A 13,685-nucleotide genomic window follows, 5' to 3' on the forward strand; every position below is an offset into this window, starting at 1 on the left:
ATCAGGTGCGCGGCGCGCCCGTGCTTCCCGACAGCAGCGCGAGCACGCAGAGCGCGGCAAGCGGCGGCAGCAGCGCCCAGAACGACGCAAACAGATAGCCCGCTGCGCCCGCACCTGCACCGATCGCGAAACCGGCGACGGGCGGCAACGTGCGCATGAGGCGCGTGCGCGCGGCCTGCCGAGTCTTCGCGTCGCCGGATGAAAACAGCAGATCGAATGCGTCGATCACGGCCTGCGTGACGTTGCCCGTCATCACCGTGTTCGCGACGACGGAGCGCGCAGTCAGCCGGCCATGCGCGTTCTGCACGCCCATCGCCGCCGCGCCGAGCAGGCCGCAGGCAATCGTCATCGGCGCGTCCGCGTCGGAGATCGGCACGGCGAGCACGCCCGCCACCATGAAGCCCGCGAGCAGCACGGCCTGCATCACATAGAGCGCGCAGGCGCGTGTGCCGTGTCCTCGTGCGAGCAGGTGGTTGTCGAGCACCCGCGCCAGCACGATCCCCGCGACGAACGCGGGAAACGCGAGCCACTTGATCAGCAAGCCCTTGCCCGCGCCCGCCAGGCCCGAGCCGATCAGAATGAAATTGCCCGTCACGTGCGCGGTGAACAGGCCGAACAGCGCGACGAAGCCGAGCGTGTCGACATAGCCCGCGATCGTCGCGAGCCACGCGTCTTCGCCCGTCACGTGATCGGGTTGCGCCGCGACGCGCGTCTCCGCGCCCGCGCTCACTGGTCCTTGCCGCATGACGAAGCCGCTGTGGTGCTGGTGGTGCTGTTGGTGGACGGTGGCGCGCTTTGCGTCTGCGCGTCAGGCGTGCGGATCTGCGCCTGCACGAAGGGGATCGCATGCTCGCCGATCACGATGCCGAGCAGGCCCGCGAGGGCGATCAGCGGCGGCGCGGGCGACTGCACGCGCACGACGTAATACAACAGGCCGACGACGAGGCCGGCGCCCAACGAAATCAGATATGACATGGTTCACTCCTCGCGCGCTGCATCGAATCGTCGAGCGCGCCTTGCTTCGGTTTTCATGGCTTCGCGGTTCGTCCTTTTGCGTACCGACATGGCAACTAGTCGTTCCACGGCGAGCCGAGTATCAGTCCGCAAAAATTCGTCCGGCAGAAGTCCGGGTCCACGCGCTCCAGCACGTCCGCGCTCAACGTGCCGAACGTCGACATCGGTCGATGCGCGACGCCGCGACCGATCGCTTCGATCATGCGTTCCTTGAAACGGGCGCCGCGCGGCCAGGCGGCGACGATCTGCTCGCGCTCCGCCTGCGACCACGCATCGAGGTCGTCGGCGAGCAGATCCGCGCGAACGGCCAACGACAGCACGCGCGCGAGCGCCGACATATGCACGGGCACGCGAGGCGTGGTGTGCAGCGCGATCGCGCACCAGACGTCGTCGAGCACGTTCGACGGCACGCCGTAACGCTGCATGGCCGTGCGCGCGGCATCCGCACCGTCGATCTCGTAGCGCAGATTCGAATGCGCGTAAGCCGCGCTCAGACCCATGTTCATGTACATGGCCGCGACATACAGCATGTCGGGCTCGCAGGCGATGCGTTCGTGCCGCGCCGCCAGCGCGGCGAACACGAACACCCGCGACGCATGCGCGGTCACGACGTCAGGCAGCGACGCGTGCGCGGCTTCCGCCGAGGCAATCGCCAGCGGTGTCCGCGGCATCACGATGCCCGCGACTTCGGCGGGACGCGCCGCGTGTCCGTTCAGCATGAGCGTTCCCGCTGTCCGGACGCATCCTGACGCAGCGCGATGCGATAACGCCCTGCGCCGCCGATCGCGATCGTGCCGAACATGATGAGCAGCATCCACGCGAATTGCCCCTGATCCAGCGACCATTCGCGATGCACGAGACCCAGCGCGATGGCGCTGACGAGCATGACGGGCAGCGCGGCAAGCCGCGTCGCGATGCCCGCGATCATCAGCAACGGACAGACGACCTCTGCAAAGATCGCGAACGCGAGCGTCAGCGTCTTGCCGAGATGCAGCGGGTCTTCGATCGCATCGAGCTGGCTTGTGTAATGGAGCGCCTTCGGCAGTCCATGCACGAGCAGCACGAGCACGCTCGCAGTGATGCGCAGAAACAGCAGCGCGGCGTCGGGGGCGGAAATGCGGTTCATCGCGCGGCGCCGCCTCAGAACGCAAAACAGCTGCAACCGAGCGCGCCCCAGAACGAGTTCGCATCGCCGGCGGGCACGTTGCTGCGCCACGCCCATGCATGCGCATGCTTGTGCACGCCGCACAGGTTCACGCACGCGTCGTTGCACGACTGCGCGAGCGGCGCGGCGGCGGGACGGTAGCGCGCATAGCCGCCGTATTCCGCGACGGGCGACCACGTCGGGCTGACGGGCAGCGCGGGCGGTGCGAACGAGTCGAACTCGCCGGCGGCATAGACGACGCGACCGTTCACCACCGTCAGCACCGACGTCAGATGCTTGATCGCTTCTTCGTCGACCGTGAAGAAGTCGTCGGACAGTACGGCGAAATCCGCGAGTTGACCCGGCACGAGCGCGCCCTTGCGCGTCTCGTCGCTCGAGAACCATGCGCTGCCGACGGTATAGCGGCGCAGCGCTTCCATGCGGTCGAGCCTGTCCTGCGCGGCGTACATCGGCGTGCCGCCGACCGTGCGTCCCGACACGAGCCAGTACAACGACACGAACGGATTGAAGCTCGCGACGCGCGTCGCGTCCGTGCCTGCGCCGACGGGCAGTCCCGCTGCCAGCATGTTGCGGATGGGCGGCGTGCGCGCGGCGGCTTCCGCGCCATAGCGCGCGATGAAGTACTCGCCCTGGAACGCCATCCGATGCTGAATCGCAATGCCGCCGCCAAGCGCCGCAATGCGCTCGATATTGCGTTGCGAGATCGTTTCGCAGTGGTCGAAGAACCAGCGCAGACCGTTGAACGGCGTGTCGATGTTGACGCGCTCGAACACGTTCAGAAAGCGTTCGATTGATTCGTCGTAAGTGGCATGCAGGCGGAACGGCCAGCCGTTTTGCACGAGCAGCCGCACGACGGCTTCGAGTTCGCTTTCCATCGCGCCCGGCAGATCGGGGCGCGGCTCAAGGAAGTCTTCGAAGTCCGCTGCAGAGAACACCAGCATTTCGCCCGCGCCGTTCACCTTCAGGAAATCGTCGCCGTCGCCAGGCTTCGTGGCCTTGATCCACTTCGCGAAGTCCTCGATTTCCTTCTTCGCGTTCTGCGTGAACAGGTTGTACGCGATACGCACCGTCAGTTCGTCGCGCTTCGCGAGTTCCATGATGACGGCGTAATCGTCGGGATAGGCCTGATAGCCGCCGCCCGCGTCGATCGCACTCGTCACGCCGAGGCGATTGAGTTCGCGCATGAACTGACGCGACGAATTCATCTGGTCTTCAAGAGGCAGCTTCGGACCCTTGGCGAGCGTTGCGTACAGCAGGCCCGCGTTCGGGCGCGCGATCAGCATGCCCGTCGGATTGCCGCGCTTGTCGCGCTGGATTTCGCCGCCGGGCGGATTCGGCGTATCGCGGTCATAGCCGACTGCACGCAGCGCCGCCGCGTTCAGCAGCGCGCTGTCATAGAGATGCAGGATGAAGACGGGCGTATCGGGCGCGATTGCGTTGATCTCTTCGAGCGTCGGGCCGCGCTTCTCCGCAAACTGGAATTCGTTCCATCCGCCCACCACCCGCACCCATTGCGGTGCGGGCGTGCGCGCGACCTGCGCGCGCAGCATCTCGAGCGCATCGTGCAACGAAGGCACGCCGTCCCAGCGCAACTCGAGATTGAAGTTGAGGCCGCCGCGAATCACGTGAAGATGCGAGTCGTTGAGACCGGGAATGACCGTGCGGCCCTTCAGGTCGATACGGCGCGTGGCGTCGTTCGCCCATTGCATCATGTCGTGATCGTTGCCGCTCGCGACGATCTCGCCTTTGGACACGGCGAGCGCCGTCACGAACGAGCGCTTGTCGTCCTGCGTCGCTATCTTGCCGTTGTAGATCACCAGGTCCGCAATGCGGGCGGGCTGAATGGGTGCGGTCATCGTCGCTCTCCGTCAAAACGTGGTCAGGCTGGGCTCGAACCGAGGTCAAACGCTTCCCCGCACGCGGCGCGATGAACGCCGCGCGCGAGGCATTGCTTAAAAACGCGTGTGATGCGATGAAGCCCGATCAGCCCGCCTCGCTCGCGTGCTCGCCCAGGATCTGCTTCGCGTAGCGCACGCCGATGCCGTATGCGCTGTGCGCCTTGAAGATTTCCATGCAGCCTTCGTACGTTTCGCTGCGCGCCCAGTCGCGTTGCAGTTCGCACATGAACTGCAGCGAGTTCATCGGCACCGCGCCCGCCTGCACGATGCGCTGCACGGCGCGCTCATGTGCTTCTTCCGTGATGTCGCCGCATGCGTCCGTCGGCACGTAGATTTCGAAGCCTTCCTTCAGCATCTGAATGGTCGGGAACGTCACGCACACTTCCGTCCACAGGCCGGCGATCACGATCTTCTTGCGGCCCGTGGCCTTGATCGCTTCACGGAAGCCCTTGTCTTCCCACGAGTTCATCGACGTGCGGTCGATCGGCTTGATCTCCGGAAATACCGATTGCACTTCAGGCAGCAGATGGCCGCTGAAAGAGTCGGCGGCGATCGTCGTCAGAACGGTCGGCACCTTGAAGAGCTTTGCGCTCTTCGCGAGAATCTGGACGTTGTGCAGAACGTTCGTACGCTCGTGCGAGTGCGTGCCGAAGAACATCTGCGGCTGATGGTCGATAAGCGCGAGCGCGCACGTGTCGGGCGTCAACAGTTCATAGGCCATGAGTAGCTCCATTTCTCGAGGATGCGAGAGACCCGCACGGGTGCCTGAAGCAACCGCGCTGGTGTCTGGTTAGTAGTCGGATACAGTCGACGTTGCATCGGCCATGCGGATGCGAACGGCTTCGTCGCGCAACTCAGGCGCGAGTTTCACAATGCCGCGTGGGCATTACGACCTGGGAGAAGATTAGTGACGGGCGGACTTAAAGTCCTGATGGCAGTCTTAATCGTTATTAAGCACGGGACTGAACGGAGACGACCCGCAGCGGTGTGCGCGGGTTCGACGCGTTGCGCGCCGCGGTGCGTTCGGCGCCATTGCGCTGCTCGCATTCGAGCGATGCCGCGAGCCAGCGTTGCGCTTCGTCATGACGGCCAAGCGCGCGCAGCACGCCGCCCTTGATCCGGCACAACTCGGCGTAGTACCAGCGCTCGCCGTTGTCGTCGGCATGGCGCAGCGCCTGTTCGATCGCATCGAGCGCATCGTCGCCGCGCGACTCGTTCGTCATCGCGACGGCAAGCTGTCCCAGCAGCGGCGACAGCTGCGCGAGAAAACCCGTTGCGCGCAGCGCGGCAATCGACGCCGCGAGCCGCTCGACGGCGGCGGCGCCCGTTTCCATCAGCGTCATCAGCCACGCTTCATAGCACGCGCAACAGGCGCTCCAGATCGTGAAGCCGAAGCGCGTGGACAGTTCATGCAGCACGTCGATGCCATGCCGCGCCGCCGCGCGATCGTGGTTAAGCAGCGCAATCGGCACAAGCGCTTCGACGAGCACATAACAGGTGACGATTTCATGGTCGTACTCGACAGCCGAATCGAAGCAGCGCGCGGCGAGGTCGTACGCCTCGCTGCGTTGCCCTTGCACCCAGAGCACGCGGGCCAGCGTCGCGCGCGCGACGATGCCGTGATCGACACGGAAGCCCGTCGTGTGCCAGCGGCTCAGCGGCTTCGCTTCGTAAGCCGCGATCATCCGTTCGAGCAATTCGCGCGCGCGGCACTGGTCGCCCGTATAGTGCAGCGCAATGCCTTCGACGCGGTCCGCGAGCACGGAAAGCGTCGGATGGCCGCTGCTGCGCGCGAGATCGCCGAAACGGCGCGCGAGCATCAGCGCATCTCGCGCACGTCCGCCGTATTGATGCCAGTTCCACACGCCCCAGCGCGCGCGCGATGCATAGTCCGTGTGACCCGCCCGCACTGCGTCGTTCAGCACCAGCGTCCAGGCTTCGCGTGTTTCCGCCAACGGCCCTTCTGCATAGACGAGCGCCGCAGCAAGCGCCGACACGAGCCGCAAGCGCGTCTCGACATCGACGCCCGCGTCGTCCGGCTCTTGCTTCGGCATGATGCGCAGCGCGGCGCGCGCACGGCTGCAACACTCGTCGACGAGCGAGAGGTCGTAGAGATAAGGCACCGTGACGGCGGCGAGCGCAATGCCCGTCGCGTGATCGCTGCGTTCGCCGAGGGTCCAGTCGAGCGCCGTGCGCACATTGCCCAGCTCGCGCGTGAACTCGGTGAGCCATTCGACGACGGGCCGCTCGGCCCACCGTTTCTGCGCCGTTTCGAGCAGTTCGAGAAACAGCGTCGCGTGCGCGCCGGCTGCGGGCGTGCGTTCGCCGTTGTCGTCGAGCTGCTGCAGCGCGTAGGCACGCGTGGTTTCCAGCAAGCGATAGCGATACGACGAGCCCTCGAAGTCCGTCGTCAGCAGCGAGCGCGACACGAGACCGCTGACGGCATCGAGCGCTTCCATGCGCGAGAGCCCGGCGCGCGCGGCCATCGCGCAGGCTGCATCGAGCGTGAAGCCATTGACGAATGTGCCGAGCCAGCGCAGCAGTTTCTGTTCGTCGCGGCTCAACAGCCGGTAGCTCCAGTCGAGCGTCGCCTTCAGCGTCTGATGGCGCGGCAGCGCCGTGCGCCGTCCGCCCGTGAGAATACGGAAACGGTCGTCGAGATGCTCGGCCAGCAGGCCGATGCCGAGCACAGCGGCACGCGACGCCGCCAGTTCCAGCGCGAGCGGAATGCCGTCGAGTCGGCGGCATACTTCGCCCGTCAGAAGAAGGCTGGTTTCGTCGAGCGGGAACTGCGCGCCGTCCGCCTGCGCGCGCGCAAGGAAGAAGCGCACGGCGGCCGTGCGCAGCACGTCGGCGCCGGGATCGTTTGCGGTCGGCACGGAAAGCGGCGGCAATTGATAGACGATCTCGTCGCGTACGCGCAGCGCCTCGCGGCTCGTCGCAAGCACGCGCATGCGGCTGCCCGCGCCCGTCAGCGCTTCCGCCATCGCGGCGACGATTTCCAGCACCTGCTCGCAGTTGTCGAGCACCACGAGCGCCTCGCGCTCGCGCCATTCGGCCGCGATCTGAGCGAGCGCCGTGCGGCTCGCCGACAGACGGCTGCCCATCGCGAAGGCAAGCGCATCGAGCGCCGACTGCGCGTCGTACACGGCGGCGAGCGGCACGAACACGACGCCATCGGCGAAGTCCTGCTGGACGGCATGGGCGACTTCGACGGCAAGCCGCGTCTTGCCGATACCGCCCGTGCCCACCAGCGTCACGGTCCGATGCGCGCGCAACGCGCCCTTCGCGCCATCGAGCGCATCCTGGCGGCCGATCAGCTCCGGCACGCGCGCGGGCAGCGGCTGACGCGCGGGCCGCGCCGGGTCGCTGCCGAAAGACACATTAGCGCTCGCAGCGGGCGGCTCGCTTGCCGCATCGAACACGGGACCAGCGTCCGCCTGCAGGATCAGCCGATAGCCGCGTCCAGGAACGGTGGCGATGCGTTCGCGCTCGTCGCCGAACGCACGGCGCAGCGCGGAGATATGAACCTGCAGATTGTTCTTTTCGACGACCGTGGTCGGCCAGACGCCGCGCATGATCTCTTCTTTCGACACGAGATCGCCGTCGGCGGCTATCAGCAAGGCGAGAATGTCGAACGCGCGGCTGCCGACAGGCACCTTGCGCCCATCGTGACGCACTTCGCGATGATCGAGTGAAACTTCGAGTTGACCGATCCTGATCGTCGTCATCTGTGAAGGTGAGTGTTGAGGACCGTGAAGCTTGCAACGGCCGTTGCGCGAGTTTGCAGGACTCACACTATACGATGGCGCGTCGAAACTGGCTGCGACGCGGTGTGGCCATGAGGGACGTGCGGTCATCGTGAGAGACGCAGAACAGTCTACAACGAACAAAAGCCGCCCTGCACGATGCATGGGCGGCTATCGATGCCGCGCGTCGCCGGCGCACAGCCTGAGCTATCAGTCGCTCAGGCCTTCGTTCAGGCCTTCGTTCGGCCCATCATTCAGCCCTTCATTCAGCCCTTCATTCAGCCCTTCAGGAACGCGAGCAGATCGGCGTTGACCTGCTCGACATGCGTGCTGCACATGCCGTGCGGCGCGCCCGCATAGACCTTCAGCGTCGCGTTCTTCACGAGCTTCGACGCGAGCTTCGCCGATGCGTCGATGGGCACGATCTGGTCGTCGTCGCCGTGCAGAAACAGCGTCGGCACGTCGATCTTCTTCAGGTCTTCCGTATAGTCGACTTCGGAGAACTGCTTGATGCACTCGTACTGGCCTTTGATCGAGCCTTCCATGCCCTGGCGCCAGAAGTCCTGAACCAGCCCTTGCGACACCCTGGCATTCGGGCGGTTGAAGCCATAGAACGGCGTCGCGAGATCCAGATAGAACTGCGAGCGGTTGGCGGCCACGCCTGTCCGAATCCCATCGAATACGGACATCGCGAGGCCGCCGGGATTGGCCTGCGTCTTCAGCATCAGCGGCGGCACCGCGCCGATCAGCACGGCCTTCGCGACGCGCTTCGAGCCATGACGGCCGATGTAATGCGCGACTTCGCCGCCGCCCGTCGAATGCCCGACCAGCATCGCGTTCTTCACGTCGAGCGCGTCGAGCACGGCGGCCAGATCGTCCGCATAGGTGTCCATGTCGTTGCCGCCCGACGACTGGCCCGAACGGCCATGGCCACGCCGGTCGTGCGCGATCACGCGATAGCCCTGGTTCACGAGGAACAGCATCTGCGGGTCCCACGCATCGGCGCAGAGCGGCCAGCCGTGCGAGAAGACGACGGGCGTGCCCGTGCCCCAGTCCTTGAAGAAAATCTCCGTGCCGTCCTTCGCCTTCACGAAGCTGCCACCTTGCTGGTGTACGCGTCCCACGTGACCGCCCGCTGCCCCTGCGCCCGCCGTGCCCGCTGCATTGGCCGACAGGCTCGCCATGGCCGCCACGGCCCCCGCCATCGTCGCGCCCGCCGACAGCAGCCTGCGCCGCGATTCCGAGGGTGCTGCCGTGTAGCTCTGCGTGTTCATTGAGTTGTTCTCCGTCGTTGCATCGCATCGCGCCGGCTTGCGCGGCGATGGTCTGTTGTCGATGACTGGACACAGCCGGTATGCGGGCCGTATCGCGAGTGACGGAGCTTAGCGGCGCGCAAGGTCAAAGTCCTTGTGTGCGGCTTAAACATCCTTAAATGCAGACGGCCCGCTTGCCGGGCGCGGTCGCATTAAGGAATTTTCAGGAGGGATCGAACCCGTCGAAACGTGCGAATTTTCGCTTCAGATGCCGTTGGCCATGACGGCCTGTCCGCTATCGGCATCGAGGTCGTGGGCCTGTCGGACCGCGCACGTTTCGTGCAGCAGCTGCGCGAGCCGGCGGATATCGGGTGCGTTCGATTGCATGTCGATACGCGTGCTCACGTCGGCGAGCAGCGACGCAGCCCGTGATGTCTCGCCGCGTTCGAGCAGATGGTCCGCGAAGTTCAGCACGGCGCGCAGTTCGAGCATCGGCGCATGCTGTTCCCTTGACGTCTGTATCGCGTCGAGCAGATGACGCCGCCCTTCCGTTTCGAACTCGTCGGCCATCGCCGCGCGTCGACCCGACTGAAGCACTCGCGCCTGTTCGAGCGCCGTGACGCCCAGCACGCGCTGAAGCTCGGCGATGAAGAAATGCTCGCCATGCGCCTCGCAGTACTCGAGCGCCTCGTCGAGTCGCATCCGCGCTTCGGCGATGCGCCCCGTGCGCGCCAGCGTCTCAGCGCATAACGTGATCATTGGCGTGAGCACGCGCCGGAAGCCGCATGACATCAGGCGTTGCAGCGCCGCTTCGAGCTTCGCGAGACCGGCGTGCGGATGTCCCTGAAGAATGTCGAGGTGGGCTGCGTGGCACTCGGCATACGCTTGCCAGATCTCGAAGCGGTTCAATGCGACCTGCGATTGCAGCACGGCGAGATAGCGCGACGCCGCTTCGAGTTCGCCGCTATACAGCGCGATGGGCACGGCGGCCACCGCGAGCACGTGGCTGAGCGACGGCTCCAGCATGTCGGGCCGAATCGAATTGACGACGTTCTCGACGAGCTGCATCGCCTGCTCGGGATGGCCTTGCATCCACACGATGCGCGCGAGCGTGCCGTTGCCGAAGTTGAACGGATCGACGGGAAGACCGATGGGGCCCGGCGCCGCCGGCCCGAGTTCCGTCAGCGCGGCAATGGCCCGCTCGAGCCGCACGCGCGCCTGCTCGTGCTCGCCGAAGCAGTGCAGCGAGACGGCAATCATTTCGGCGCCGAGCACCTGTTGCCACGGCGTGCCGCAGCGCTCCGCGAATGCCTGGAAACGCGTCGCGAAACGGAACGACGCATGAATGTCCGAGCGCGCGAGCGTCGAATTCCATGCGCCCCAAAGCGCGCGCGCTTCGAAGGCTTCGTCGCGCGCCTCGCGTGCGAGCACCAGCACGCGTTTCCACAGCGGCCCCGCTTCGTGCATCGGGCCGCCCGCGTGCAGCAGTGTCGACGCATACGCGGAGCACAGGCGCATTTCGCACAGGCTGTCGACGGATCCGCGCGGCAGCGCGTCGAGCGCGGCCAGTGCGCGTCCCGAGCGCTCATGGCATTCGTGCAGCAGCGAGCCGTGCATCAGCGTGCCCACGAGCGATCCCGCCAGCGCCACGCCGAGCGCCGGATTGCCGCCCGGTGAGAAGGCCCATTCGAAGGCGGCGCGTGCGTCGTCGAGCGCAAGGCGAGGTTCGGTGGCAGGCAGCCCCTGCGCGATTTCGCCGACGGGCAGCCTGCCGTGCTCGATCCGTTCCTGCAGGTATTGCATGTGCCGCGACGCGATGCGCTGCAGCTCGCCCTCGTCGCGCAGCTTTTCCATCGCGTACGCGCGCGTGGATTCCGTCAGCCGGTATTGCGCTATCGCGCCGCAGAACTCGACGGACAACAGCGATTTGGTGGCCAGCTCGCTCAGGCTCGAAATGACGCCGGCGATGGGCATGTCGGGTTCGGTGGCGACCGTGCAGACGGCGTCGAAAGTAAATGCACCCGCGAAGAACCCGAGCCGCCTGAACAGCATCCGCGAGGTCCCGTCGAGCAGCGCGTAGCTCCAGTCGAAGGTCGCGCGCAGCGTCTGATGGCGCGGCAGCGCCGAGCGCAGCCCGCCCGTCAGCAGGTTCAGGCGGTCGTCGAGACGCGACGCCACGCCTTCGACGCCGAGCGTTGCCACGCGCGCGGCCGCGAGTTCGATGGCGAGCGGAAGGCCTTCGAGCCGCCGGCAGATTTCGCCGACAAGGCGAAGCGCGTCTTCGTCGGCGGCGCATTCGGGCGCGGCCGATTTCGCACGGCTCAGGAACAGTTCGACGGCCGAGTGCGCGAGGATCGCGCTGGCCGGCGAGTCGCTCGCGGGCACCGCAAGCGGCTCGATGCGAAACACGGACTCGGCCCAGATGTGCAGCGGCTCACGGCTCGTCACCAGCACGCGCAGCGCGTGTGCGCGCGCGGTAAGCGCTTCGACGAGCGTCGCGATCACGTCGATCACGTGCTCGGCGTTGTCGAGCACGAGCAGGCACGGCGCGGCAGCGAGCACGTCGGCGAGCCGCTCCTGGCTCAGATAGTCGTCGCAGGCGTCGATCCGCAATGCGCCCGCCAGCGTCTTCAGCACGGCCTCGCGCGTCGACGCCTTCGCCAGTTCGACGAAGTACACCGGCTCGCCGAAGCGCTCGCGCATTTCGCGCGCGACATGCACGGCGAGGCACGTCTTGCCGATGCCGCCCGCGCCGACCAGCGTGACGACGGACGCCTGGCCCAGACGGTCGATGATCTGCGCGACTTCGATATGACGGCCCACCAGGGTCGCGGAACACGCCGGCAGTCCGCCCGACGGCGAAACGCCATGACGCTCCGGCGCGTGCGCTTGCCGGTTCTCCGACACGAGCAGATAGCCGCGCCCCGGCACGGTCTTGATGAGTTCGCGGTCCGCGCCGAACAGCTTGCGCAGCGCCGCGATGTGAACCTGCAGCCGGTTCTCCTCGACAATCGAGCCCGGCCACACGGCATCCATGATGGCGTCCTTCGACACGATGCCGCCCTCGGCGCGATACAGCACTTCGAGAATGTCGAAAGCACGGGCCCCGATCCGCACCGGCCGGCCCTGCTGACGAATCTCTCGCTGTTCGAAGTTGACGAGCAATGTGCCGATCTGAATCATGGCTCCTCCAGCAAACGCTGTTCGCGAGTTCGATTGACCGATGGCGATAATGGGCACCTGGTTGAAGGTCGGGGGTCGGGCGCGCGCCAACCGCTCGCGGCGAGCGTGTGCATTGGCTTGCGCATCGCGCCTTCCCGGCCCACCAATTGGGCTGGATAGACAGGGCGAATGGGCTGGCTAAAAACGGAATATCGGAACGGATTGTAAACAGGCCGTCACCGCGTGTCTTGAATAATAGTGACCTGATTAGACTTTGCGGAGGCTTTTTTACTGTTCTGAGGCGGGCTTCACATCTTGCGCATTGCGCCTGGACGAAGGTCCGCAAGCCGGCAAATTCCGCCAGAATACCGACCCGTTCAAAGCACGCGAATCATCCCGGCATATGGACATATAAGCCGGAAAACGTGTTTTGATTAATTTGCCATGTTTGCTTCCGTGTAAACTGGTCCGATTATGCTTCACCGGCAATGCATGAACGAGGAAATTGCCCATGACGACTTGCGCACATCCCGCGGCGGCCGCGCCGCTCAAGCCGAAGGACACGCTCGGCTGCGTGTCGAGCCAATTGCGCAAGGACATCGAACTGGATATTGGCGACATCCGCTTCTACCGCAAATGCATGGACGAAGCGCATCTGGATCGCGTCGCCATGCCCGCCTCCGGCCGCGGCTTTCTGGTCGGCATTTCGCTGAACAGCGGGCATCGGCGGAATATTTTTAACGGCGAGCGGACTGTCACTAAACGCTTCGAATCGGATTCGATTTATATCCGCGATTTTTCAGAAGATTATCGCGCGGATCTATATGGGAATTTCGACTTCGTGCTGGTCGAATTATCGCGTGCATACTTCACGCGGCTCGGCGACGAAAGCGGCGGCCCGGCGATCAGCGGGCTCACGTGCGCGATCGAACAGAAAGACCCTGTGCTCGGCCATCTCGCGCGTGCGCTCGACGGCCATCTCGCCCATTACGGCGCGATCGGTTCGCTGTTCGTCGAGCAGATGAGCGTCATCATGGGCACGCACCTCGCGCAGCGCTACGGCAATCTGCGCACCCCGTCGCCGCGTGCGAAAGGCGCGCTGTCGCACGCGCACGAGGCACGCGCGAAAGAGCTGCTGATCGAACGCTCGCGGCACGGCGCATCCATTGCCGACGTCGCCAGCGAATGCAATCTGTCGCGCGGCTATTTCATCCGCGCCTTCACACGCGCGACGGGGCGCACGCCGCATCAGTGGCTGCTCGAACAACGGGTGACGGAGGCGCGGCAGCTGATCGGCGCCACCGACATGACCCTCACGGAAGTCGCCATCTTTTGCGGATTCGCCGATCAGAGCCATCTGAGCCGCGTGTTTCTGAAGTCGGTCGGCATGTCGCCGGGCGCATGGCGGCGCGCAGCGGGACGGCAGACAAGCGCAGGAACGTAG

10 protein-coding genes are annotated in these 13,685 nt (G+C 65.6%); 1 reads left to right on the plus strand and 9 read right to left on the minus strand.

Translation table 11 applies throughout. From position 1 onward, the window contains the following. Window position 1 precedes the first annotated feature (1 nt). From FRZ40_RS37550 to FRZ40_RS37590, 9 genes are all read right to left on the minus strand, one after another. Window positions 2–745: a YoaK family protein gene (locus tag FRZ40_RS37550; RefSeq protein WP_147237568.1), complete on the minus strand. Its 744-nt coding sequence runs from the start codon at window positions 743–745 to the stop codon at window positions 2–4. Further along, window positions 727–975, minus strand: a complete 249-nt coding sequence (locus FRZ40_RS37555; protein WP_147237569.1) for a DUF1427 family protein — start codon at window positions 973–975, stop codon at window positions 727–729. The genes FRZ40_RS37550 and FRZ40_RS37555 overlap by 19 nt, the downstream gene beginning before the upstream one ends. Before the next feature lie 95 nt (window positions 976–1,070). Continuing rightward, entirely contained in the window at window positions 1,071–1,733 is a 663-nt protein-coding gene (locus tag FRZ40_RS37560; RefSeq protein WP_147237570.1) for a phosphohydrolase, read from the minus strand. Then, window positions 1,727–2,140 (minus strand): DoxX family protein, encoded by a 414-nt coding sequence (locus FRZ40_RS37565; RefSeq protein WP_147237571.1) that lies wholly within the window; start codon window positions 2,138–2,140, stop codon window positions 1,727–1,729. The genes FRZ40_RS37560 and FRZ40_RS37565 overlap by 7 nt, the downstream gene beginning before the upstream one ends. Window positions 2,141–2,154: 14 nt before the next feature. After that, window positions 2,155–4,035 carry an amidohydrolase gene (locus FRZ40_RS37570; protein WP_147237572.1) on the minus strand — a complete coding sequence of 627 codons (1,881 nt, stop codon included), beginning with the start codon at window positions 4,033–4,035 and terminating at the stop codon, window positions 2,155–2,157. A gap of 127 nt (window positions 4,036–4,162) precedes the next feature. Then, window positions 4,163–4,798 carry a hydrolase gene (locus FRZ40_RS37575; protein WP_028366289.1) on the minus strand — a complete coding sequence of 212 codons (636 nt, stop codon included), beginning with the start codon at window positions 4,796–4,798 and terminating at the stop codon, window positions 4,163–4,165. Window positions 4,799–5,027: 229 nt separating this feature from the next. Beyond that, the gene (locus tag FRZ40_RS37580; protein WP_147237573.1) at window positions 5,028–7,808 is read right to left on the minus strand and encodes an ATP-binding protein; all 2,781 of its coding nucleotides are present in this window, start codon (window positions 7,806–7,808) and stop codon (window positions 5,028–5,030) included. 296 nt (window positions 7,809–8,104) lie between these two features. After that, a complete protein-coding gene (locus FRZ40_RS37585) occupies window positions 8,105–9,100 on the minus strand; it encodes an alpha/beta fold hydrolase (RefSeq protein ID WP_147237574.1) in 996 nt (331 codons plus the stop codon). 243 nt (window positions 9,101–9,343) lie between these two features. Beyond that, window positions 9,344–12,262, minus strand: a complete 2,919-nt coding sequence (locus tag FRZ40_RS37590) for an ATP-binding protein (RefSeq protein WP_147237575.1) — start codon at window positions 12,260–12,262, stop codon at window positions 9,344–9,346. Window positions 12,263–12,752: 490 nt separating this feature from the next. Between FRZ40_RS37590 and FRZ40_RS37595 the strand changes: the two genes are divergently transcribed. Next, on the plus strand, window positions 12,753–13,685 hold the full coding sequence (locus FRZ40_RS37595) for an AraC family transcriptional regulator (protein ID WP_028366285.1): 933 nt from the start codon (window positions 12,753–12,755) through the stop codon (window positions 13,683–13,685).

Source organism: Paraburkholderia azotifigens (assembly GCF_007995085.1).
Taxonomy (GTDB): Bacteria; Pseudomonadota; Gammaproteobacteria; order Burkholderiales; family Burkholderiaceae; genus Paraburkholderia; species Paraburkholderia azotifigens.